A 24662-nucleotide genomic window follows, 5' to 3' on the forward strand; every position below is an offset into this window, starting at 1 on the left:
TTTACCGCCTGAGTGGCTATTGTAGTGTGTTACGATTGTAGTATTTTGTATTCCTAATCTGTTGGGGTTTAAGGAATTTTGTATGATTGTTTTGTATAGTACGAGAGAAATTTTCGGATGATTTAGGGTATAAACAACCCAATAGAAGGCTCGGGGAGCTTGTAGTGTAAGTTCCTTATTGGTTTAAAAATCTATGTTTTGAGAGTGTTACCTCATTAGTTTCTGACTTATAAAGTCAGTTTTTTGATGGTTATACTAGCTTTGGTTTTATGAACCTGGTTATTTTGGCTAGTAATTTATAGTTTATTTATAGTTTAAACTTTGTAATAGAAGCCTGGGGAACTTGTGGAGACAAGTTCCTTTTTTGAGGCTTATATTGTATTTTTGGAGAATCTTTGTGGGACTGAAAGAATTTTTGTCTATCGGTGTATTGAGATATCTTTACGATTGGGATTTTATTCTTTTGTAATTCTATCTAATTCTTTTAAGATGGTTGGAATTCTAAAGTTACCATGCATATTTTTCACTTTGTTGATGGCAATATATAAATCGATACCAATTGATGAAATATAAAGAGGTTTTATACTTTCACCTCTAAAAACCTCTCTGACTGTATTCTTATTTCTAAAAAAAGAAGTTTTCGCAACACCAATAATAGGGATTTTTTCATTCAAACTTTTCCAAGTATATCCGCCTAATCCAAACTCACCATTATTATCTACATATATATGTCCATCAATTATAATAGCTTCAATGTTGTTCAAATTAACTTTTTTAACAATGCTCTCTATACATGGTAATTCTCTTTTGTAAAATTCACCTGGAACATATTCTTCTATGCCAGTAATTTGTTCAACAATTGTGTCTTGAGGAGTTTCATCTTCCCAATTAAACAAAACAGCTACAACTTTAGCTATGTTTTCTCTATAATGAACATCTATTGCTAAAATCATTTTAATTGATTTTTTTTGTGATTGTTTAAAATTAATTTTGAAATCAATTTTAAAGTAGATAATTATCCAATAACTCTTTGAATCTCATTTCCATTATTATCATGGATGATATGTAGAATTAAATTACCTAGCTCATTCCAATACTTATAAGTATTATATAATGCATTAAGTTTTTCGAAACACTCTTCTTTTATTTGTCCATTTTCGTAATATTGGGTTTGACGACCATCTACATGACCATTCACAACAGTAATTTCTCCAATAAGATTACCATTAGAATAAAATTCTTCTAAAATTCCAGTAAATGGTTGTCCTTGATAATAATAATAATAATAAGTTCCACCACCAGCATCTGGGTGTTTTATTTCAATATTATCATCATTAAAGTTAATTCTTGTCATCTTTTGTTATTTTATGAACGTTATTAAACCGCTGCTGTGTGAAGTCTCCTGACTTCGTACCCACACCAATGATCCGCAAAGAGAATGAAAAAAATTGGAACGGAATGTAGCAACTGGTACGAAGTCGAGAGACTTCACGCAGCAATTGCGAACACTTCGTAGAACGGGGACTTCGCACAGCAATTGCGAACACTTCATAGAACGGGTAAATCTGCGCGATCGGAACGGATTGCAAATCCGCGCGATCGGGGTTAAAATTCTCTTTCTAATTGAGCAACATACTGAGTTTGTGTTAAATTGAAATCACTAGATTCTAATATTAAACTAAAAATTATATTATTCAAAGTAATTAAAAAATGAGTATCTGATGTTGACCATCTTTTGTATTTTGATGGATTGACTTTTATTGCAGCAAAGGCTTCACCAATTATGGTTTTATAATAATCACCTGCAAGACATTGTTCTTTGAATTTCTTAAGTTCCATTAAAAAATCTCTCAAGCGTATCGTAGATACTTCATATCTTTCTACTTTGTCAAAATCTCCATATCGAGATACTGCTGCTTCAGAAAATACATGAAACAAATCTGTACCCCAATCTAAATACTCTAGGCCGCCAGAAATAACTGCATTTAATTCTGCTAGTGTCTTTGTAATCTCATTTATTGACATTTCAGATAAAGATGATGCTTGATCTAAATCTGAAGAACCAACTCCAATCATTACATATCTTTGTGTATAATACCTTGTTACTGTTAATTGATATTCATATGACATATTTGATCTTTTTATTGTTTACTATTTTTTATTTTTTCGGTATCACAGTTCCATAAGGTAATGTACGGCTAGGCATTGCTGTTGGTGGAATCATTACTTCAGTGCCAATACATAAATGTATCTTTCCTCCTTCGCTTGTTTTTCCTACCCACGTGTTAGAACTTCTGTTTGGCCTAATTTGTATCCAGTCATCTAAAGTTAAATTGTGTCTGGCATACGTTATTTCAATAAGAACCTTATCTTCATTCATCCCCAGGCTGGCGCGAGCGTCCCGCTTGTGAACGTACAGAATATCAATTAATATCGATTTCTAACACAGTTTGATCGTTATCGCCATAATTTCTGGCAGAGCTGTATTTCCAATCCACGGGATTAGTGACAAAACCAGTTTCAAGTGGATTGTTATGAATATAGTTTAACTTTTGTTCAAAAACTTTTAAAGACCAAATTTCAATAGGTTTATTGTTTTGCTGCCAAAACTGCCTGAATTTTACATTGCTGTTTTTCTTTCCCGCTCTTTCAAACATCCAAAGCATCCATTCTTTTCTGCTTTCTTGCGGATTTTCTTCAATTGTTTTGAGCATTTTTCTAGAGGTAAAACCTTTTAAATCTCTTATTAGACCGGAAGGATCTCCATTTTCAGATCTGAAAATTAAGTGAATATGACTTGGCATAATACAATAGCCGTAAATTTCCATTCCTTTGTTCTTTCTGCAGTAATCTAATGATTCTACAATGCTGCCAAAATACTCTTCTCTCGTAAAAACATCTATCCAGTAAACTGTAGCAAAACTTATAAAGTATGCTCCAGTTTTGTCTCCAAATTTGTATTTTCTGCTCATTTATTATTTTTGAGCTAATGTAAGAAATACTTTGCGTTCACGAGTGAGGGGCTATTTTTTGTATATCTTTTTTTAAGATAAGACATTCCTTAACTTAATGACATTGCGCGCTAGCGAGGGAATTGTTGCCATAAATCATGATTGTTTTATGGTAAAAAAGTTGCATTAGCATAATATGGATTGTCAATCAACAGATTTGGGAAATATAAAGGAATTTTATCAGCATCTAGATATTGATTATACTCGCTAAAAGGATAGCCAATGCCTGAAACATTTTTTAATGATCCATCAGCATTATAATTAAAACTGAAAATTTCTTTGCCAATTTCGCTTCCATCAGAATCAAACAAATATTTTTCGCAATATAATTGTCCCGCTGTTTGTTGTTCATGAATACAAATTATTTTATTATTTAATAAAAGATGTTTTTCAATATGAGTGTTCACTCCTTCCATGTACGAAAATGAATTTACAATTTTATAATTACCAATTAACTCAATTTGAGTAATTAATAAAGAATTGGTACCAACTAAAGTAAAAATATCGTTTAAAGTTTCATTATCCTCTTTGAAATATTCAATTCCGTCAAATTGCCCGTTATAGTATGACTCTATCTTTTTTATGACTCCATTTAATTTATAAACTTTATTGTAATCTTTAAGCGTACTTAATTGTTGTTCAGTAATAATCTCATTGTAACTGTTAGTATATATAACTGTTGTTGCCATAATATTTTAATATAAAATTGAAGGTGATGTATTATTGTAGTCTTTTAATTTTGGAGTAATATCTGTCTTAAGAAATTCAGGAAAATCATCTAAATAGTCCTGTAATCTATATACAATTCCATTTTTATCAATAGAAATGATGCTGTTTTTTGGAATATACCCATTTTTTTCAAAAAAACTCAACATTGAATTAGCTCTGGCATTAGCATATTTTCCAGGCTTATTAATGTTCTCAATTATCGCTTTTTGTCTATACAAATCTTTTTGCTTATTTATGAATTCAAGAATATCTTCTTTTTTATCCCAGTATACTGTCCAATCTGTATCTTGAACTCCTCCACTAAAACTCGTATTAGAAGTAATAGAAGACCCTCCATAATATTTGTTTTTATTAGGCAATCCAAATTTATCTAGAGTAGTTTCTATATAAGTTGAAACATAACTATCAAATTCTTCCTTCGTCTCAAAAGTAAAAGGCCATCTTCTCCTTTTTACTAATAAATATCTTTCCATTCGAATTTCAAACTCACTAATTGAAATTGGCATTGTTGGGGTTCTTCTTCTACATGCCTGATGTATAATCCCAGAAATTTCATCAGTAGATAATCCTTTATTATATCCTATAGCAATAAGTTGTTGTTTTTCAGAGGTACTATATAAAGCTCTGTCAAAGTTTTTGTAATCGAAATTAAACTTTTTTTCTAGACGATTTATTGCATCAGCTGTAAAATTAGTTAAATCAACTGTTATACCCGAAATTTTTTGAAGTGTTAATTGTGCTTCAAGTCCTCTCGGGTCTGTAGTAAACTCTGTTGGCCAATTATTGTTAGTGTTAAAATCTTCAACTAGAGCTTTAGTTTTCTTTCGTAACATATTTTCGGCAACCATACTACCAACTCCAGAGAATATCTCTATCCACATAAGCGTTTCTTTCATGTTAATTAGCCATGGTTTGTCATGATTACTAGAATCAGTAATAATCTTGCAATATAAACTTAAAGATGCTGCCGTAAAGTTTATCGCTTCAGTGGCAAATGCTACAGACAATTTTACTACAGTACCTATTCCATGTTCACTCCCCAAAATAATTGCCTCTGAAAAACCGGAAACACTTCTAATGTAGCGAAACTTACTTACTAAAGCAGTTCCTCCAAAATATAATGATGCAATATCGATTAAATACCCTACAGTAGTTTCTATATTGCTAGATAAATTCCTGTCATCAATATACTTTAAAACAAAAAGAGGGATTAAATTGTTAATATCGGTATTGGTAGGATTGTATCCATTTACTGCAGGTATTTTTACAACGGCGTCAATTTCAGCATTTACTAGGGATACGGCTTGCAAATAATCATAAGTACCGTAAAGGCCATCTTTTGAGTTTAAACGATATTCTTTTTGAAAAGCCAATACTTTATTTTTAGGAGCTTCATGCAGATTTGTGAAATCGCTTAAATCAGTTCCTAAATTATCAAGATGAGCGTGATTTAAGTTTCCTCTAATATTTGTTGAACGAAAATAGAAGTTATCAATGTAATATCCTGCAGAGGAAGTGGAACTGTAATTTAAAGAAATTGGTTGGGCTTGAAAGTTTACTTTAGTAGAATCATATATATCAAAAAAAGAATTAGTGGGATCAGGATTTGTACCTAATTGGTTGTTGTAGTTAAATTTTTTAAGGTTACTTTCGGAAAAAATATCATTCTGATAAGGATTATATGAACTGGCTTGCCATATTAAATATAAAGAGATTATGAACTTATACCTGTTATCTTCACCTAAGCCAAAAGTTGAATCGTCTATTGAATTGTCTTGTAAAAATCCCTTATCATCAGCCAATCGATCAAATAAATTATTATATGTTGTAGTTGAATATTCAAACAAGTTATCTAGAAAAAGATCAGCTTGTTCTTCGGTAACGGAATCAATTATTTTTATAACTAAGCTCTCATTATCATTAAAAAACAGCCAATGTTGACCAATTCTAACATTTATTTGCATCCAACTTAAAAGCGCTATTTTATTTAAAGCGGTAAGTAATTTTAATGCATTGGTAGATAAACAAAGGGCTAGCCAATAAACTTTTTCGTATCCTTTAGCCTCTTCAATTCTCTTTTGATTGATATAACCCGCTCTGAAAAAATTATAGACAGAACTAAAATATGCTTGAATATCATTTAATGATGGATTTTGAAAGACATCTGTCTTCCAGTAATTATTTTGCTCTATTTTTAAATTATTTAATTCTGTATTATTTAATGCGACATTATTAAATATGGGGAATAATTTAGCATTAATGTTATGAATATAGATTGCAGTTTCTGCAATTAATAATGCTCTTTCGTGTTTTTCTTCATTTGTTATTGCATTACTATTATGATGTATGTTTTCTTCATAAAATTTTTTAGCAACGTTATTTAAACCCATATCTAAAGGCACGGGATTATAAGGAATTGGTTTGATTATCTCGCCTAATTCATTTACTAACGGGTGTCCTTCATAAGTTAAGGTATAAATTTCCCAATAACCAAAATCTTTGACATTGTAAGGAGATGTAAGTTTGATCTTTCTTACGTTAATTATATCTTCTCTTTCAGCAGAAATAAAAGGTTCATATTCTTTGCTTAATTTGCTAAGATTTTTTGTCCTTCTATATTCTAAAAAGCTATCTTCCGTATAATAGCCTTTTGAGATGTGTTGCTGAAACATCTCAAGATTTGATTTAATAACATCATCTTCTACTAGATATATATATTTATCACCTGTTGCAGTTACTGTAAATCCTGTTAAAAAACCATCTAATGAATAAGCGAATTCAGATAGACCTTTTAGCTTGACTGCTATTTTATTTACTAATATTGCTCCTTGATCTGCCATGATTTAATAAAGTATTGTATAATAATCGATTGTTAATGTTGGTAATTCTTCTTTTGCCTGCATATACTCACTATACCCCTTACTAAAATGATAGTTTCTGTCTAGTGAATACACAAAAACATCAGGATTGGGTTTGGAAAGTTTTTTATTCCCTTGAGTATCTTCTGCCACGATGGCTACTTTGTATTTTTGGTATTTTATATTTTCGGGAGAAACCAATTCATTATCATCTTCAAACAAGTCAATTAAAAACAAGCGAGGATTTTTTAAGTCTTTTGCAATTAATGCTTTTATACTTTCGTTTTCGGTTTGAGTTATTCCTAGAATAATTTTACCAGAAGTAGAGCCATCCAGCGTTTTAAGTTCTAGTCCTGTAATGGTTTGTGTACTATCGGTAAACAATTTTCGAGAATAGTAATATGGCTCTGGTAACTCGTAGGTTTTATTTGAGGTAACTACCCCACTGGCGGAGTGGCTGGTTCTGGTAGCAGGAGTCATACTTCCGGTAGCAGAGACGGCATTATTCATAACATCTACAGTTTCGGTAAGATACGTTATGCGGTCGAGCATCGGCGTAGCTTCGATTCCAGTTTCGATGGTATCGTTTATTGTAAGCGTTTGCACTATCGAGATTCCTTGCTGTTTCTTGTCATAAAATGCATTTATAAGATGCAGTTTTTCGTCAGTAATTTTAGAGAATTCGTTACTGCCATTTAGTTTTAACAATGGTTTAGCATTGATTAAACCAAAAACATCGTCGAAAAAATTGGCTTGACCTTTTAGCATAATTGTTTCTCCGTTTGTATCTAGTATTGGTTCGTCATCGTATTCATTAATTATACCCTGATAAAGTAATAAACTTAGTGTTGCGATGTTCTCGCCTGCAATAGCAGGAGTTGTAAGTTGTATGGTTGAGGTAAGACGTTCATAGTTACCATCAGTATCAGGTGGTAATCGCAATCCATCGGCATTAATAAAACTGTCCTTTTGAGCGTTGGCAACTTTTGCAATGTGCCCGTAAAAGGCAGTATTATTGTTATTATCGGTTACCAATTGCAAGTACAGGTTGTTGGTTGTAACTGCCGTGGCTTGTTTTTGGGTATTAATGATAAGTGGCCAGCCCTCAGTTCCGTATTGGGCCTCGGTCATTGCAACTATTTTTATTTTTGAGTCTTCCAGTAATCCTGTTTTAAGATTATTGATCCCTGTTTCTTTTATTATTTTATAGTCGCCATAAAAATCGTAGCTGCGGGTGCGGTCTCCTTGAATGTAGATGTACCAATTGTTTTTTGTCGCAAAATTGTTGATTACGGTATTATATATGTCGATGCCTTTTTTATCAGTTTTAGTTCCAGCTGCTATTGTACTTACGATACCTTCGGGAACATATAAACCATAAAATGCAGCAATATCTATAAACTGAGTACTTTGCTCACGTTGTAGTTTTTGTTGAAAATCGGTTGTTCCATTTATGTCTATAAAAGCCTCGTTTTTGCGCGCATATCCTAAGTCGAAAGCAAATTCTTCATTATCAAAACTGTGTTTGTAGTCGCCGTAATTTAGCACTACATCAATACCACATTCCCCCTTAGCAAAATTCCCTAATGATTTACCTATACTAATCATAGGTAATTCGTAATCGCCATTTTCTTTTCCTTCAATAAATTGTGATTCTTTAAAGAAATAATTAGATAACGATATCGTATTATCAGTTACTGCGGTATCGTAACCAATATATTGAGCTGTAAAATCGGGTATATCTATTGCATTACCTTTATCATCTTTGCGCTCTTTATGAAAAGCTTCAAAATCTTCGGTTATTTTATTGATAAAATCAGAAGTTGAGCCCGTTTTTTTGATGATTTTAGGAGCGGAATCTGAAGTAAAGAAATCACTTCTTTGTAAACCTCTATAAACGAAGTATTTTATATTTAGTCCCGGGAAAGGTTGTGTGTAGGGACGAAGAATGAGGTTTACTTTGTCTTTCTCCGCTCCTGTTTGCGGTTGCAATAAAATCACGCCTTTGCAGATAGCAAAGGCTTTTTTAGGACCAGTTAAAGTAAATTTTGAAGTCAATCTAAATTTAGTTTTAGAAACTGGTCCAAAAGATTGTTCGTTTTTTTGAGTAAAACTTCCTGACTCTATGAAAAAATGAGACTGTACAGACATATGTTGTGGTATGAAATTATTTTTAAAATGATATTCTCGATCTTAAAAAGATCTGTTGAGTTTGCTTATTAACTTTATGATGCAATAGATTAGAACTATAATGAAGATTCTGCCTAACCAGATTTGCACCTTTTGCCAAAAAGTTAGCTCGTTGATGTACAGGGTAGTGTTGATGGTTTTAACCTGAACATCATTAACTTGTTTTGATTTCCAAAAAGCGTAGAGCTCTTGTTCTTTAATCTCACAATCAACACTCAGCTTATTGTTCTCAAGGCGAACCTTTGGGCTTTTTAAGCTACGCCCTGGTTCGGCTTGAGTAACATTTTTTATCACTACAATTCCGTTTAGACATTCTAATAATGCTTTGTATGAACTGCTATCTTTTTCAATTTTAAAAACCGTATCGTGTACTGTTTCCTTTATAGTAACCGTTTGAGTGGAGTTTTCGATTAGAGTTGGTTTCGAACTCCTACAAGAAATTAGTAACATGACTGGAAGAATCAATAACCCAACTTGTTTCAAAATTTTGTCCATATTTTTTTAAATTTGAAGCTTAAGAAATTTTTATTGCTTGATTTTAAAGTCTTAAAAAAGCTTTTATGGTTTTTATATCTCTTTTTCGCCGGCAAACTTTATAGCCTTCACGGCCTCCATGATCATTTGTGTTTCCTTCGATAGTGTGAATTATATTTCCTACTACTTTTTCGACTATCCCGGCATGCCCCAAACCTTTTCCAAAATCGATTATAAAAATATCCCCCAGTTTAGGTATGGTTACCACCAAATGCAGTCTTGATCGGTATTGCTCCAGTACGCCTGCTGTTTTCTTTAAAGGGTTGTTAACTCCATTTTGAAGGGCTGCTTTTTGGGCACACCAATATATAAATGCCATGCACCATGCATATCCTTTAGGGAGTCCTACGCTTCTTAAATAAATATCGACTTCAGGACCTGAGTTGCTATTTCTTGGGATTTCTTCAACTCCAATTTGGGCAATGGCAATTTCCAGTGTTTTTTGGGCAAGTGTCATAGGTTTTTTCCGTTTAATTGTTTAAATTTTTGCAACTCACTAACCAATTGGTGGTTTATTAGCATCAACTCTCTATGTTGTACTTCCATCGTTTTAATAGTCTCTGTAGCAGCTGTTAATCGAACTGAGATATCGTCGAGTAATTCACGATAATATCTTACCGCATTTACCGCATTGTCGAGTTCGGCTGCTCTCTCTTCTGCTAATGATTTTCGCATAGAAAAGAACCAGGTAATTAATGCTGCAAAAAATGCAGTAAGGGTTGGGTATAGAAAGTGTTCCATTCAATGTTTCACTATTTTTAAATTATTAAGAAGCAACAATTGCTGTAATTTTAAGGTCAGTTTAAGCTCAATGGTCAATTTAATTCTTACGATTATTCCCTTTTGATGTAGCAAAGATTGGTTTAAAGTGCTTCTTAAAAAAACAGATGCACGGTGCTTGAACACTTATGTATCATGACTTTACATAGTTGTAAAGTAAGTTTACAGCTGTTCTCTTAAAAGCTTAAAAAAGGGAGGTTTTCTTAAAAAATGAGATACATTTAAATGAAATGGAGAGAGGGATTTTATAAATAGAATTCAAATTAATCTCAACAAAAAAGTAATAAATGAAAAGAGGTCAGTACTAAAATAAAAACAAAAAAAAATGGCTTTCAAGTTAATGAAGCCATTTATGGTATTGGTGTCGTTTATTGTTTACAATAAAAGTTTTGTTTGATTATTTATAGCATCTTCTACTTTTTTTAGTTCAGAAGTTACTGGTGTACAAAGAACTTCATACAAAGTGGTACGGGATATTGGATAAACAGGACAAATGTACTTACGCCATACTACAGTTGTAGGTATGTCATCTGTTTTGTGTTTTAAATACAATTCTTTAATAAGTCTGTAACGCAACAGCTTATTTCTTTGTATACCTAGACTTCTATTTATTGAGATTGACATATGAGCAAAAATAAAATAAAAGAATCAATAAAAAAAGCCTACTTTATGTTGGGGTTTTTCTATTAATATTATAGTTAAGTGATTGTTTTACAGAGGTTAGTTCTGTTTTTTTTCTATGAATTCATTTAAATGAGATTATATACCACATCTTGAATTCGAAAGAAATTTCGTTCTTATTAGAAAGAACTTTCGAGTTTTAATTTTCTTAGATAAAAAAGAAGTTTAAGGCAACTTCATTTTTATTCAATTTAACCTTTGTAAGTTGCTTTGGTATGTTTTTTAAATCTTGGATTTTTAATAACAATATTTTCATATTGGTCAAATGCATGGAGTTCTTTGTGTGATAAATCATATTTACAATTCCATTTTCCATAAGTGTCTTTATATATGGTATGACCATTTACTTCATAGCTTTCATGATCGGTAATTGGTTTTATTTTTACGTTCATTTTTATATTGTTTAAAAGTAGTGATTATCTTAAAGTTAAGCCATTCATGAAATAGCATTATAGGTCTAAGGTTGGTAATTATAAGTAGAATTCCCAACACGATTATTGTGCAGACACTATTCATTTTCTATTTTATAATCAAATGGATCATCATTAAATGGCTTAAATTTGTAAATAGCTACCAGTCTAGTGATATCATTTATTTTAGTCTCAATAGTTGCCGAAACAGGGCGGGGCTCTGCATCTGGTTCTGATAGTATATGCATCCATTGAAAACGCTCCTGATTAACGCATATTCTTTCGCCAATAGTAAAAATTTTCATTTGCTCGGAGCAAAATTGAAGTGATAAATATAATAATGCAATACGGCTGTTTATTTGGTTTTTATACTCTAAATCGTTTCGCAAATTTTTCAAATCACTTTCTATTAAACTGCGTTGGGCATTGTTTGGATTTTGAATTAGCCAAGTTTCTAATTCTTGAATTTTAATGTTAGTTTGAGAAGTCGTCATTTTGAGATTTGATTAAAGATTGATGATAAATTCTTTATATACTTAACTTTCGGTAAAGTAATTATTTCTGTTTCTTGCATGATTAATTGATTTTAATGTCAAACTGTGCAGCTCCCTGTTCCCAAATGATGTATGGTTCTTTATCTCCTCCAAGGCGTGATAAGCACATTGCTCTGTATCCTTCGACTCTAATTTTTACATCAGCATCATATTTAACAAACTTAGCCAGGGAGCCCTCCGGATTTTTTCCGTCGGCATGACTTATGAAAATGAATAGTTTATTATGAAATTCTTCTTTGAGTGTTTTGTACTCTTTTTTGGTAAGCCCGGTGTATTGCAGACTATCAATAAAAATAATATCGGGTGATTTCTTTCGTCGTAATCGTACTTTTAAATCTTCTATGTTTTCCCGATTACCTATAAGGAAGCGTCTTTTTACTTCTTGCATGTTTTGTAAGACAATGGCATTTTGCATTGATTTTCGCGCACCTTCTTCAAGTGTATTGTAAAAAACCCTTCCAGATAGTGTTAGAGCTTTGGCTAATTGTAGTGAGAATCCTGTTTTTCCGTTAAAACTCTCTCCCCATATTATCCATATTCCTGAACGCTCAGGTGTTCCTAGCAATTTTTTAAATTGTGAAGGAAGTTCTAATTCAATGAACTTTTTTCTTGTTATTTCGTCAACCGAAACAGCTCTTTTTAAAGACATTCTGCTTTGTTTTTTACTGCATGAATTTTTCGTTTTACCCTTCTGAGGTCACCCTCAGAATCTATGAAGATGTCTTTTATAGATTTAGCGTCCTCGACACCATTAGCAATACATATTTGGGTAACGTCGGTAAAGTTGATTCCTTTTAGTTCAATAAAGCGTCTGCCTATTCGGGAGTTAATTTCTTTATATCCTTTGCGATTTAATTTGATACCTTTATTGATGCGTTTAGCCAGGTGGTCTGTAGCGCATAGAATAATTCCACAATGTTCTTCTAGTCTATTATATAAGGTTATAAAAAAGTATAATACAGTATCTGGTAATTTATCTGCTTCATCTAATATGATAAGGGGTGTTTGTTGAGATTTTAATTTTTTAACAATTTCATTCATCATTTCTGCAATAGTAAAACCGCTATAATCTACGCCCATCACAATAAGCAATTGTATTAGGAATTCTTTGCGATTCCAATATTCTGCACAACTCAATAAATAAGAGTTCTTATTGCTTTTTGTATAAATCCCAAAGGACATTGACTTTCCGGAACCGGCATCGCCAGTTATAGCAAAAACATTGGCGTGTTGTTGGGCATCTCTTAGTAGTTCGGATATTATTTTGAAATCTGTCGTTTCAATACAAAACCATTTTTTAGAGTTGTACCCAATTTGTGAAGCTACATTTCTCCACATTACTTCAGAAATGTTTTTATGATTATCATTCATAATCTGTGAAAGTAATGCTGCAGAAACACCGTTTAATGAATTAGCGGCTTTGTTTTGGCTTCCTTTTTGAACAATGTAACTTGCTAGTTTTTCTTTTACTTGTGATTTAAATTCTGTTGTCATATTTTTTAATTTTTAGGTTAATTTATTTTTACATTAAATCATATATGCTTTCGTTATCTTCAGTAAGAACCATTTCGCTGACTTTTTTTTGATATTGAGCGATGTCGTTTTTTACTTTTTTACTTTTCCGATTGCTATTAATGCCTTTTAGGTTTGGGGTTCTATATCCATAATTCTCTGCACTCATATTGTGTTTTTGCAAATTAGCTTCTACTTGATTTTGAATGGTTATCCTTGTCTGTTTGATAGTTTCTATTTGGTTTCTGTAGTATTGAGCCTCCCAATCTTCTTGTTCTTGTTGCCCTCGATGTATTTCAATTTTAGTTTCAGCTGCTGTCACAAATTTTAATCCCAACGGAGTTTTCTTATATAGGTATATTAGACTCATGTCGTCTGGGTCAAACTTGATGTAAAATTTTTGATCTACGTTTTTTACATGCCATTCTTGATCTATTGTTCGCGAGTTTTGTTGGTATACTACATAATCATATTGTACCTTTTTCTCTTTAAAACTCACGCCTGAGGAGGTGCATGTAATAGGAACACTTCTCTCAATCCAAAAGAAATCAACCATCTGAAAAGGTGTAACTTTTGGCGCATCTGGATTAATACTTTCATAGTACATGTCGATTCTTGGTTTTCCTGTTTTAGGATGAGGTGCCTGATTCCATTGTGTGCGTTTTTCCTGGTATATCGTTTTTAGCTCTTTTAGTGTTGGGAGTTTATCAGGATTAGCCAATATAAATTCCATATTAGAATGGCTAGAAAGTTTTGTAGCTGTAATGTTTTGCCCTGTCCAATTCCATTCTTGTGCTAAAAATTGGGTTTGAAATCTTCCAAACACGCTTTCGATAGTTTTAGATTTACCATTGTAAGGCTGTGTTTTGATTGCTAATTGTGAAATTTTATCAAAAAAGCCACCATTATGGAGTTTTTTATTGCCTGATCCATTGTCAAATGATATTTGATATGGGCGATGACCAGATATTTTTATTGCCATTTTAAAAGCTTGATAACCGGATTCATAATCTTCATTTTCAGAAATATGATACCCAAGAAATACCTCGCTGTAAGAATCCATTACTTCATAAACATTGATAGTTTTCATTTTGCCGTCTTTAGTTTGATAATAGAGATTGATTTTTGTACCATCAGAATACCAAAGTGAATCCCTCATAGATGGAAGAGTAGTTTTGAACGGCATCATAAATTTTTCTTTAAATTTTAGTTCTCCAAATCGATTTGCCCACCATAATGGTTCAATTTTCGGATCGGATAGGAAATTTATCAGTGATTGTTCTGATTTTATTAGTTTCCAATCTTGAACTTTAGCTTCTTCATTATATATTCTTAGTAGTTGAGTATAATTTGAGACTCGTTTTACTGGATTGGTCCAGCATGCCAACACGAAAGCTTTGGCGGCATCATTAATTTTTTCAGCATTTTTAGAGCCAAAAGATTTATGAATAAATATTTCGTAACCATCTTTTAAATAGTTTTTAATTTTGTTTCTAAGGATTCTTTGATTTTTTGGAAGGGAGTGTGGGTAGGTGTGCTTAGGTAATTCAGAAACTACTTCTGCAATTCTTTCCCAAATATTTGCTTTGGAGCCCGCAAGTGCTTTGCGTTGTGCTATTTTAGAATTTACAATGGTATTTATAGCATTTATTATTGAGGCATTGCAACTATACTCTTTTATATTTTTTTCGGGAAGTCCCTCGCCATTGTCTAATGTGTAATTTCTATAAAAATTAGATGCTTTTTGATCTTGTTCGATATAGTCAACAAATGTAATAGTGGTTACTTTTTCATATGGATCTCCTGCAAGTTCTATTACTTTACTTTTTATATCAGATCTCATCGTATCGAATTGAATTAGAGCTTTTCGACCATTGCCGCCTATAGTAAGTTTTTTAAGATGTCCTCTTGAGCATAATTGTTTATAATTTGGTTCGCTAACGATACCGCTTTCAACAATCCAGGAAGCTTGAATACATAGGATATTATTATGGTTATATTCGAACATAGTTTCGGCTTTTAATTTATTATATCGACGTCATTAATTTTTCTTGCTTCTTCTACTAATAATTCTTTTGCTAATAATCTGATTTTCTTTGCGTTAAATGAGTTGAAAACATAGCTAAGGCTCATATCTACTGTTTGTTTGCTTACTCCGATATCCTTGGCTATTTTCTTTTTGTGTTTCGGGTGTAGGAGAATATTTTTCATATATTTGATTTTGTAAATGTTTTTTTCTATTTGCAAAATCAAATATCGAAATTTGTTTCGAATAAAAAAAGTAAAATTCGAAATTTGTTTCGAGTAATATGTTATTTCAACACGTATGAGCGATATCACATTGAAAATCAATGAAATAGCTATTGAATATTTTTCTGATAATAATTCTAAATTTGCTAAATCAATGCATACAAGTGAAGCAAATATTAGAAATTATCGTAACGGAACACTACCGAAAATAGATTTTATAATTGGATTAGCTGAAAAACTCGAAATAAATTTCGAGTGGATTCTATTAAATAAAGGAAAGAAAAATCGGTCAAATTATAAAAATGATGATTTAATTCATACTGTTGAAGAATTAAATCCCAACGAAATTTCTAAAACTATCTCTGTTAATGAATCGGAGAAGGATAATATTGTCTTTGTACCAATAAAAGATACTACCGATTATTTAACTAAGTATGGAGACTCAAATTTCATACAAGGATTACCTTCTTATAAGTTTCCTAATATAAATCAAGGAATAAACAGGATGTTTCAACTCGATGGGCATAGTATGTATCCAACATTACATGATAAATCTTTTGTAATTGGTAAATGGGTTGATAACTGGATGATTGATATAAAGGATGATCGGGTTTATATAATTGTATCCAAAACTAATGGTATAATGATTAGGAGAGTTCTGAATCGTATAGAAAAATATGGGAGTCTGTATTGTAAAAGCGATAATAGAAGAGAATTTCCTAATGTTGAGATTAGTCCAAGAGATATCATTGAAGTTTGGGAATACAGGATGCATCTATCATCTGAGTTATTAAATCCAATTGATTTGTATGAAAGGGTTAATGATTTGGAAGTTAAAATCATGATTCTAGAAAATAAAACAAAAAAATAATAACTTTTGATATGTTTCTCGATATGAAAACCTTATTTCAAACGGTTTGTTCGTATTAGTGTAAGTCTTTGCGTGAGGATTAAGTATGCCCTTAAACTATAAAAACTTCATTTTACAACGGTTTGTAAGGATTATATATTTGCTAATGTCTGTAGTTTATTTGGCTAATGTAACTCCAACTGTAACTCCAACTGTAACTATAAATCAGATATTGTTTTTAGTGAATTTAATTTAAGTCAAAATAAAGAACTTAAATTAATTAATATTGAAAAGGGTTGGGGTGAAAAAGGAGTCTAATTGTTAGTAAATGATGTATTTGGCTGATTGTTTAGATTGATATTTGTAGTTGTGTAAGTTTTAAAATATATGGTTTATTAATAATGAATTCTTGCATTAAATAATGAGTAGATGTATATTTTAATTTTGGAGTATCTGAATAGCTTTTTGCTGTAAGTACTGTATTCATTGATTTTTTTTCAATTTCGGGTATTAGTTAATTATGTATGTTTTATTTTATAGTATTTAGGTTCATAAATACTTAGCTAGTTCTATAATTCCTTCTTCGATTTGTTGTTCGGTTAGGGAAGCGTAGCCAAGTCTAAAACCTGATATTGGTTTGTTAAAACTAAACTTCTCGGGAGTCATAATTTTTATCCCTTTTAAAAGGAGTTTATCTGCAATTTCAGAGATGTTTACAGGTGAATTTGGTATAATCCAAAATGCTAAGCCACCTTCGGGTTTTACGAATGTTGTTTTGTCTTTTAGGTATTTGTTGCAAATGGTTTCAAAGTAATCTCTTTTGGCTTTGTAAATGATTGTAGTTCTTTTGATATGTCTTTTTATTACGCCTTCATTTATAAGTTGTAAAACTGCTTCTTCCATAATATTATCGCCTTGCACATCGATTATTTTCCTGTGTTTAGCTACTTTTTCGATGGTTTCTGTATTGGTTACCAAGTACCCAATTCTTAATGCTGGCGCGACTATTTTACTTAATGTGCCAATGTAAATCGTGTTTTTGGCATTGCTATAGCTTGAAATTGGCAGGATTGGTCTTTGTCCGAAATGGAATTCGTTATCATAATCATCTTCTATAATGGTAAAACCGTAAGTATTGGATAATTCTACGAGCTTTAATCTTCTTTTTAAACTCAGTGTTACTGTCGTTGGGAATTGATGGTGAGGTGTAATGTAAATAGCTTTAATATTCTCATATTTCTTTACGTATTCCTCAACCTCATCAACTACTAATCCGTCTTTATCAACAGATATTGGGAGTAATTGAGCTCCGGCATTTTCAAATGTTTCCCAAGCGGGTTTGTATCCAGGATTTTCGACCATTATATAATCTCCTTTGGTAAATAAACAATGCGAGGCGAGGTACATTGCCATTTGGCTTCCTCGGGTAATGCATATTTCATCTGGAGTAATATTCATTCCTCTTTTAAAATTTAGCATTTGAACAATGGCTTTTCTAAATTCTAAATTTCCAAGTCCGTTGCTATAACCCATTATTTGCCAGCGCGATTTTCGATTAAAAATCTGTCTGTAAGCCCTTGCCAGTTCATTCATTGGTGCAATTCGGCTATCGGGAATACCATCGTCAAAAACTAAAAGGGGTTTTACTTCTTTAGTTGTAGATTCAGTTTTTCTTTTATGGTTTGTGGTTTCTGTAGCAATAGGTAAAATATCGGCAACAAAAGTTCCTTTTCGTTCCATTGTAATAAGCCAACCTTCGGCTATGAGTACATCTAACGCTTCAATAACTGTATTTCTGTTCACTTTAAGTAGTCCAGCAAGTTGCCTGCTTCCTGGTAAAGCATTCCCGCTATTGAGGATTCCTGTTTTTATAGCATCGATAATAGCATCGGCAATTTGTAGATAAATTGCTTTATCTGATTTGTTATTTATCTGAATCTCTAATTGCCAAGGTCTTAACATCTGGACTAGGTGTTTGTGTTTAAACTGTGTTATATAGGTAGTCCAAAGTTACAGTAATTTTGTAACGCAATAATGCAAAAACAAATAAATTATATGATTATGGAAACTAAGAAACAATTTTCATCAAAAGACTTTCACGAAACATTTGCACGACCAACTTTTGTGATGCCCGAAAAATTAATACACAGAGATGTTGAACAAGCCGGAGTTCACAATCAATTTTCTACTGAAAGAAAGCATCCCGTTTTCTTTATTGATCTTCCGAGTAAAAACGTGAGTATGACTATTGGAGGATTATTACCTGACCAAATGACAAACAGACACAGGCATACTTATGAAACTGTATTGTACGTAATCGAAGGACACGGATATACTGAAGTTGAAGATGTAAAAGTAGAGTGGAAGGCAGGCGACGCTGTTTATATCCCAAGTTGGGCTTGGCATAGACACAAGAATTTAAGTAATGTAGTTTCGGCTAAATATATAGCTTGTGAAAATGCCCCTCAACTACAAAATTTAGGTGTTGCATTGCGTGAAGAAGAAGGAAGAGATCTTTAATTAAAAAAGAAAAGTAAATGAAAAATACATTGTTTAAAGGTATAATTGCCTATCCGATTACTCCGTTTGACAAAGACGAAAAAGTAGATATTGTATTGTACAAAAAGCTATTAGAAAGATTGATTGTTTCTGGGGCTCATGGAGTTGCTCCGTTAGGAAGTACGGGAGTTATGCCGTATTTGACTGATGAAGAAAAAGAAGCAATTACCGAAGCTACAATAGAACAAGTTAATGGTAGAGTTCCAGTTTTAGTAGGTGTATCAAATTTAACAACCGAAAAAACAATTTACCACGCGAAGTTTGCTGAAAAGGCGGGTGCAGATGCAGTCATGATTATTCCGATGAGTTATTGGAAACTTACTGATGATGAAATTGTACAACATTATGATGCTGTTGCGAAGCAAATTTCGATACCAATAATGGCGTATAATAATCCTGCAACGGGTGGAGTAGATATGTCGCCAGCATTGTTAAAAAGGCTTTTGGAGATTCCGAATGTTACTATGATTAAGGAAAGTAGTGGAGATGTACAAAGAATGCATTATTTGAAAAGAGAACTTGGTGATGATGTTACATTTTTTAATGGATCAAATCCGTTAGCATTGGCAGCATTTTCTGCAGGAGCAACAGGCTGGTGTACGGCTGCGCCAAACTTAATTCCCGAACTGAATGTTGATTTATACAATGCTATTCAGAAAAATGATTTGCAGGAAGCTCAAAAAGTGTTTTACAAGCAATTAAATCTTTTAAAATTTATTGTAAACAAAGGTTTGCCAAGAACTATTAAAGCTGGTTTGAAAATTAAGGGAATAGACGGAGGTTTTTTAAGAAGTCCGTTGAAACCATTAACAGAAGATGAAATAGCAGAATTGGAATTGATTTTTAAAGAATTAGAACAGTAGGGTATTGAGTCTTTTAAGTTTTTAACCGCAAGGAGCGCAAAGATTTTCGCAAAGTTCGCAAGGTTTATAAAACATGTAGCTTTGCGAACTTTGCGATTTTAATAAATCCGGCTTATTAAAAACTTTGCGTGCTTTGCGGTTAAATTTCATGTATTTCTGTTCTCATTTCAAGCCTGAAACTTTAAACAAACAGTATTTTGACTACTTTTGCAAAATGAATAAGAAACACCATTCGAATAATATACTTTTGAATTTAGGTATCGAAAGCCTAAACGAAATGCAAGAAGTTGCTCAGGACGCTATCCTGAATGATAATAATGTTTTACTACTTTCTCCAACCGGATCAGGAAAAACTCTAGCTTTTTTACTGCCAGTTTTAGAATTATTACAACCCGAAATCCTTTCTGTACAATGTTTAATCCTTGTTCCTTCGAGAGAATTAGGATTGCAAATAGAACAGGTTTGGAAAAAAATGGGAACCGATTACAAAGTTAATATTTGTTACGGAGGTCATTCTATCGATACCGAGATTAAGAATCTAAGCAATCCGCCAGCGGTTTTAATAGGAACTCCGGGAAGAATTGCAGATCATATCGACAGAGGTACTTTCCGTTTAGATAAAGTTCAGACTTTAATTTTGGATGAATTTGATAAATCATTGCAATTAGGCTTCCATGAGCAAATGTCTTTTATCATTGGTAAATTACCAAAATTGAATAAACGTGTGTTGGTTTCGGCTACATCGGATATTGAGATTCCAAAATATACCAGAGTAATTAATCCAACGATTTTGGATTTTATACCTGAGGAGGAAGATAAATCGAATCTTTCGATGAAAATGGTGGTTTCTCCATCTAAGGATAAAATAGGAAGCTTATTTAATCTTATTTGTTCTTTAAAATCGCAATCGGCTATTATTTTCTGTAACCATCGTGATGCTGCTGAACGTATTAGTGATACGCTAAATGAAAAAGGGATTTACGCTACTTATTATCATGGCGGAATGGATCAGGATGAGCGTGAACGTGCTTTGATTCAGTTTAGAAACGGAAGTGTGAGTTATTTAATCACAACGGATCTTGCTGCTCGTGGTCTTGATATTCCTGAGATGAATCATGTTATTCATTATCATTTACCATCTAAAGAAGATGAGTTTACGCACCGTAACGGACGTACTGCTCGTATGCTTGCATCGGGAACGGCTTATATCCTGGTTCATGAAAGCGAAAAGAAACTGGATTATATTAATTATGATATGGATGTTTTAAAGGTCGATAATGCTACGACTTTGCCTAAACCTCCAGAATTTCAGACAATATATATAAGTGGTGGAAAGAAGAACAAACTTAATAAAATTGATATCGTAGGGTTCTTTTCTCAAAAAGGAAAACTAGAAAAAGGTGACTTGGGATTAATTGAGGTGAAAGATTTTATTTCGTTTGCAGCTGTAAAATTCAATAAAGTAAAAGATTTGCTTCAAAACATCAAAGAAGAGAAGATGAAAGGCAAAAAATTTAAAATTGAAGTAGCTAGAAAAGTAATTAAGAAAGAAGAGGAGTAATTTATTTATACACAATTAGTTACTGTGTTATTGTTTGTGGTGGCAAGTAATTATAAACAATAAATTATATTTAATGTCAATAAATTAACTGTCTAAGAAAGGAGTTAATTTTTTTTATTATTATGTTTGCCCCATAAAATAAATAAACCCCAAAGAATATTATGAAAAAAATTATTACTATTGCTGTTTTGTTTTTAAGTTTTGCATCTTTTGCTCAAATTAAAGTTATTGAAACTGTGCCAGTTGAGAAATTAGGTAAAGTGAATAATAATTATATCCAAAAAATTGGAGACGAATACACTATATTTTATAACTGTATTCAAAGTGATGATGAAAACAATACTTTAAGAAAATTTACTTTCAAGAATATTGATAACGATTACCTAAATCTTTACAATATTATCGTAAACGGATTTACAGCAACTCCTTTGTATGATATCAAACTAGAATTACCTAACAATTATGTTTGGTTGCATTATACAGCAAGTGTTGATAAACCTACTGTTCAATTTATGGTTTCGAACAAAGAAGGTAATGCAAACAATGTTTCTGAGGCTTTAACAAAAGACCAAGTAAGTAAATTGTTTCAAAAATAATTAGATTATCTACTATAAAAAAGGAGGCTATTCATGATTTGAATAGCCTCCTTTTTTAGTTTTCAGTCTCAGTCTCAGTCTCAGTCTCAGTCTCAGTCTCAGTCTCAGTCTCAGTTTTCAGTATTGAATACTGTGACTGAATACTGAGACTAAAAAAAACTATATTTTCTTCACATATTGTGTGATAATTACAATTTGCTGACCGTCTACTTTTCCTTCGATGTATTCGGCGTTTTCATGGTCTAAACGAATGTTACGCACAGCAGTTCCTTGTTTGGCAACCATACTAGATCCTTTTACTTTTAAATCTTTAATTAAAACTACAGAATCTCCGTGTTCTAAAATTACGCCATTACTATCGCGGTGGATGATTTTGTTTTCGTCTTCTTCACCTTCTCCAGTTGCTTGTGCCCATGCTAATGTATCTTCGTCTAGGTACATCATGTCTAGCAATTCTTGCGGCCATCCTGCAGCACGCATTCTACTCAACATTCTCCAGGCTACAACTTGTACGGCAACATTCTCGTTCCACATACTGTCGTTTAAACATCTCCAATGATTTAAATCTACGTTATCTGGATTTTCTATCTGATCTACACATGTGCTACAAGCCATTACGCTTTCATCAATTCCGCCTTTTTGAGTTGGTAAAACTTGATATACTTTTAGGTTTTCGGTTGCGCTACAAAGTTCACATTTAGATCCGCTACGTTTGCTTAATTCTCTTTCTATGCTCATTATTTTAATTGTTTATTTGAAAATGCGAATTTACTTATAATTTAGGAGGGGGACAAATTTATATTTTTGGTGGTTTTTTGCCACAGATTAAAAGGATTAAAAAGGATTTTTTCGTTTTGTCTTTGCGAGGAACGAAGCAATCTCATTTAGTATGTCCGTTCCAGTGATTTATCATTTTAGTGTGTTTGCTTCGTTCCTCGCAACGACTTACGCAAAATATTTACTTCTTAACCCTAACCGCATCTGGAACCAACATTTCGTATTCTCCGCCATTTCGTAATACATCACGAACGATGCTTGAACTTATGTATGATGTTCTTGCTGCTGTTAATAAAAATACAGTTTCGATTTTGGATAAACGTCTGTTGGTATGTGCGATTGCTTTTTCGAATTCGAAATCGGCTGGGTTGCGCAATCCTCTTAATATAAAATGTGCCTTTAATTTATGGCATAAATCTATCGTAAGCCCTTCGTAGGTTATTACGGTTACTTTGGGTTCATCTTTGAAAGTTTCTTCGATAAATCGCTTTCTTTCTTCGAGTGAAAACATGTATTTTTTTTCGGCATTTACACCAATCGCAATTACAATTTCATCAAATAGTGAAATTCCTCGTTTGATAATATCTTCGTGTCCAAGTGTAATTGGATCAAAGGATCCTGGGAATATGGCTTTTCTCATTTTTTTTAAGGTTCAAAGGTTCAGAGAGGCAAAGGTTCAAAGGTTTTTTGAGTTTTAAAAATTAAGGTGCTAAAATCTTAGATTCTTAGCACCTTAGTTTCTTAGCATCTTTATGAAAGAGCCAACTCAATTGAATTTGTAAACAAATCTTCTAGTGAAATTCCTGCTGCTTTTGCTTGTTGTGGAATCAAACTTTCGGTTGTTAGGCCTGGGATTGTATTCATTTCGAGCATATATGGTTCGTTGTCTACAATGATGAATTCGCTTCTTGAGAACCCTTTCATTTTTAAGACTTCATAAGCGCGTTTTGCAACTTCGCTTACTTTTTGAGTCATTTCGTCAGATATTCTTGCTGGTGTGATTTCTTGTGATTTTCCTTCATATTTTGCTTCGTAATCGAAGAAATCATTATCGGAAATAATTTCAGTAATAGGTAATACGATAATTTTTCCTTGGTAATTGATTACTCCAACAGAAACTTCGGTTCCGTCAAGGAAGCTTTCGATGATGATTTCGTTATCTTCTTTATAAGCAACTTCTATTGCAATAGGAAGTTCGGCTGCAGTTTTTACTTTTGAGATTCCGAAGCTTGAACCTGCTTTATTCGGTTTTACGAAACATGGCAAACCTACTTTTTTTACAATCTCGTTGGTATTGATAATATCTCCTTTATTTAGGTAGTAAGAGATAGCCGTTTTTATTCCGTATGGTTTTAGAACTGAAAGTAAATCACGTTTGTTGAAGGTAAGTGCGGCTTGGTAATAATCGCATGAAGTTTGCGGTATGTGCAATAACTCAAAATAGGCTTGCATTAATCCGTCTTCGCCCGGAGTTCCGTGAATGGCATTGAACACGCAATCAAAAGTAACTTTTGTTCCATCTACGGTTACTGAAAAATCATTTTTATCTATCGGGAATTCGGCATCTTTTTCATCTACATAAACCCATTTTTCTTTAAAAATATGAATTCGGAAACCATTATATTTTGTTTTATCAAGGTATTGGTATACTACATTTCCGCTGATTAGTGATATTTGATATTCGCTAGAATATCCTCCCATGATGATGGCAATGTTTTTCATCGATCTATATGTTTTTATGTTTAATCGTTTATTTGTTTAATCGTCAATGTTATTATGAAAACGTTTTGTGTTTTTAGCCCCGATGGTAGCGGCATCCTTTTTTCATGCTTTTTTTGCATGGAAAAAGATATAGCGTATAGCGGGAAATAGCTCCTAAATCTTAGGCTTGGCTCTGGGTGAGGAAATGTATGATTTACTGATCTAATAACACTATTACACTCCGCT

At 32.5% G+C, this 24662-nt stretch carries 28 protein-coding genes; 5 read left to right on the plus strand and 23 right to left on the minus strand.

Annotated features, from left to right (window positions below):
• Nucleotides 1-455: 455 nt before the first annotated feature.
• From B8T70_RS03695 to B8T70_RS03780, 18 genes are all read right to left on the minus strand, one after another.
• Nucleotides 456-1019, minus strand: a complete 564-nt coding sequence (locus B8T70_RS03695) for an endonuclease V (protein ID WP_369827354.1) — start codon at nt 1017-1019, stop codon at nt 456-458.
• Nucleotides 1016-1354: a toxin-antitoxin system YwqK family antitoxin gene (locus B8T70_RS03700; protein ID WP_086893953.1), complete on the minus strand. Its 339-nt coding sequence runs from the start codon at nt 1352-1354 to the stop codon at nt 1016-1018. The genes B8T70_RS03695 and B8T70_RS03700 overlap by 4 nt, the downstream gene beginning before the upstream one ends.
• A gap of 251 nt (nt 1355-1605) precedes the next feature.
• Nucleotides 1606-2130, minus strand: coding sequence for a hypothetical protein (locus tag B8T70_RS03705; RefSeq protein ID WP_123912065.1), 525 nt, complete (start codon nt 2128-2130; stop codon nt 1606-1608).
• 28 nt (nt 2131-2158) lie between these two features.
• Nucleotides 2159-2380 carry a hypothetical protein gene (locus B8T70_RS03710; protein ID WP_086893955.1) on the minus strand — a complete coding sequence of 74 codons (222 nt, stop codon included), beginning with the start codon at nt 2378-2380 and terminating at the stop codon, nt 2159-2161.
• A gap of 43 nt (nt 2381-2423) precedes the next feature.
• Nucleotides 2424-2972 (minus strand): transposase, encoded by a 549-nt coding sequence (locus tag B8T70_RS03715; RefSeq protein ID WP_086893956.1) that lies wholly within the window; start codon nt 2970-2972, stop codon nt 2424-2426.
• 146 nt (nt 2973-3118) lie between these two features.
• Complete coding sequence (locus B8T70_RS03720; protein WP_086893957.1) at nt 3119-3700, minus strand: hypothetical protein; 582 nt, start codon at nt 3698-3700, stop codon at nt 3119-3121.
• A 6-nt stretch (nt 3701-3706) separates the two neighbouring features.
• Nucleotides 3707-6580 (minus strand): hypothetical protein, encoded by a 2874-nt coding sequence (locus tag B8T70_RS03725; RefSeq protein WP_086893958.1) that lies wholly within the window; start codon nt 6578-6580, stop codon nt 3707-3709.
• Between the two features lie 3 nt (nt 6581-6583).
• Entirely contained in the window at nt 6584-8749 is a 2166-nt protein-coding gene (locus tag B8T70_RS03730; RefSeq protein ID WP_086893959.1) for a hypothetical protein, read from the minus strand.
• 42 nt (nt 8750-8791) lie between these two features.
• Nucleotides 8792-9283, minus strand: coding sequence for a hypothetical protein (locus tag B8T70_RS03735; RefSeq protein ID WP_086893960.1), 492 nt, complete (start codon nt 9281-9283; stop codon nt 8792-8794).
• Between the two features lie 43 nt (nt 9284-9326).
• Nucleotides 9327-9779: a CHAP domain-containing protein gene (locus tag B8T70_RS03740; RefSeq protein ID WP_086893961.1), complete on the minus strand. Its 453-nt coding sequence runs from the start codon at nt 9777-9779 to the stop codon at nt 9327-9329.
• Nucleotides 9776-10063 (minus strand): hypothetical protein, encoded by a 288-nt coding sequence (locus B8T70_RS03745; protein ID WP_086893962.1) that lies wholly within the window; start codon nt 10061-10063, stop codon nt 9776-9778. Before B8T70_RS03745 ends, B8T70_RS03740 begins: the two co-directional genes overlap by 4 nt.
• A gap of 414 nt (nt 10064-10477) precedes the next feature.
• Entirely contained in the window at nt 10478-10726 is a 249-nt protein-coding gene (locus B8T70_RS03750) for a hypothetical protein (protein ID WP_086893963.1), read from the minus strand.
• A 248-nt stretch (nt 10727-10974) separates the two neighbouring features.
• On the minus strand, nt 10975-11175 hold the full coding sequence (locus tag B8T70_RS03755) for a hypothetical protein (protein WP_086893964.1): 201 nt from the start codon (nt 11173-11175) through the stop codon (nt 10975-10977).
• A 116-nt stretch (nt 11176-11291) separates the two neighbouring features.
• Nucleotides 11292-11687: a hypothetical protein gene (locus tag B8T70_RS03760; RefSeq protein ID WP_086893965.1), complete on the minus strand. Its 396-nt coding sequence runs from the start codon at nt 11685-11687 to the stop codon at nt 11292-11294.
• Nucleotides 11688-11769: 82 nt separating this feature from the next.
• Nucleotides 11770-12396, minus strand: coding sequence for a hypothetical protein (locus B8T70_RS03765; protein WP_086893966.1), 627 nt, complete (start codon nt 12394-12396; stop codon nt 11770-11772).
• On the minus strand, nt 12387-13241 hold the full coding sequence (locus tag B8T70_RS03770; protein WP_086893967.1) for an AAA family ATPase: 855 nt from the start codon (nt 13239-13241) through the stop codon (nt 12387-12389). The genes B8T70_RS03765 and B8T70_RS03770 overlap by 10 nt, the downstream gene beginning before the upstream one ends.
• 28 nt (nt 13242-13269) lie before the next feature.
• A complete protein-coding gene (locus B8T70_RS03775; RefSeq protein ID WP_086893968.1) occupies nt 13270-15267 on the minus strand; it encodes a hypothetical protein in 1998 nt (665 codons plus the stop codon).
• Nucleotides 15268-15278: 11 nt separating this feature from the next.
• The gene (locus B8T70_RS03780) at nt 15279-15470 is read right to left on the minus strand and encodes a hypothetical protein (RefSeq protein ID WP_086893969.1); all 192 of its coding nucleotides are present in this window, start codon (nt 15468-15470) and stop codon (nt 15279-15281) included.
• A 115-nt stretch (nt 15471-15585) separates the two neighbouring features.
• On the opposite strand from B8T70_RS03780, the gene B8T70_RS03785 reads away from it, so the two are divergent.
• Complete coding sequence (locus tag B8T70_RS03785) at nt 15586-16380, plus strand: S24/S26 family peptidase (protein ID WP_086893970.1); 795 nt, start codon at nt 15586-15588, stop codon at nt 16378-16380.
• Between the two features lie 328 nt (nt 16381-16708).
• On the opposite strand, the gene B8T70_RS23755 is transcribed toward B8T70_RS03785, so the two are convergent.
• Nucleotides 16709-16846, minus strand: a complete 138-nt coding sequence (locus B8T70_RS23755; RefSeq protein ID WP_165763183.1) for a hypothetical protein — start codon at nt 16844-16846, stop codon at nt 16709-16711.
• Nucleotides 16847-16908: 62 nt separating this feature from the next.
• A complete protein-coding gene (locus tag B8T70_RS03790; protein WP_086893971.1) occupies nt 16909-18321 on the minus strand; it encodes a PLP-dependent aminotransferase family protein in 1413 nt (470 codons plus the stop codon).
• A gap of 93 nt (nt 18322-18414) precedes the next feature.
• Between B8T70_RS03790 and B8T70_RS03795 the strand changes: the two genes are divergently transcribed.
• From B8T70_RS03795 to B8T70_RS03810, 4 genes are all read left to right on the plus strand, one after another.
• Nucleotides 18415-18879, plus strand: coding sequence for a cupin domain-containing protein (locus B8T70_RS03795; RefSeq protein WP_205625777.1), 465 nt, complete (start codon nt 18415-18417; stop codon nt 18877-18879).
• Nucleotides 18880-18896: 17 nt separating this feature from the next.
• Nucleotides 18897-19781 (plus strand): dihydrodipicolinate synthase family protein, encoded by an 885-nt coding sequence (locus B8T70_RS03800; RefSeq protein WP_086893972.1) that lies wholly within the window; start codon nt 18897-18899, stop codon nt 19779-19781.
• Nucleotides 19782-19995: 214 nt separating this feature from the next.
• Nucleotides 19996-21342: a DEAD/DEAH box helicase gene (locus tag B8T70_RS03805; RefSeq protein ID WP_039113086.1), complete on the plus strand. Its 1347-nt coding sequence runs from the start codon at nt 19996-19998 to the stop codon at nt 21340-21342.
• 161 nt (nt 21343-21503) lie between these two features.
• Nucleotides 21504-21938 carry a hypothetical protein gene (locus B8T70_RS03810; RefSeq protein WP_086893973.1) on the plus strand — a complete coding sequence of 145 codons (435 nt, stop codon included), beginning with the start codon at nt 21504-21506 and terminating at the stop codon, nt 21936-21938.
• A gap of 159 nt (nt 21939-22097) precedes the next feature.
• Here the strand turns inward: B8T70_RS03810 and B8T70_RS03815 are convergent, their stop codons facing one another.
• The 3 genes from B8T70_RS03815 to B8T70_RS03825 all read right to left on the minus strand — a co-directional run bounded on the left by B8T70_RS03815 (nt 22098) and on the right by B8T70_RS03825 (nt 24437).
• Nucleotides 22098-22676, minus strand: coding sequence for an alkylphosphonate utilization protein (locus B8T70_RS03815; RefSeq protein ID WP_086893974.1), 579 nt, complete (start codon nt 22674-22676; stop codon nt 22098-22100).
• A gap of 220 nt (nt 22677-22896) precedes the next feature.
• Nucleotides 22897-23355, minus strand: a complete 459-nt coding sequence (gene coaD, locus B8T70_RS03820) for a pantetheine-phosphate adenylyltransferase (RefSeq protein ID WP_035622952.1) — start codon at nt 23353-23355, stop codon at nt 22897-22899.
• Between the two features lie 110 nt (nt 23356-23465).
• A complete protein-coding gene (locus B8T70_RS03825; RefSeq protein WP_086893975.1) occupies nt 23466-24437 on the minus strand; it encodes a D-alanine--D-alanine ligase in 972 nt (323 codons plus the stop codon).
• Between the last annotated feature and the right edge of the window lie 225 nt (nt 24438-24662).

The sequence above is a fragment of the Flavobacterium sp. AJR genome (assembly GCF_002156885.1).
Taxonomy (GTDB): Bacteria; Bacteroidota; Bacteroidia; order Flavobacteriales; family Flavobacteriaceae; genus Flavobacterium.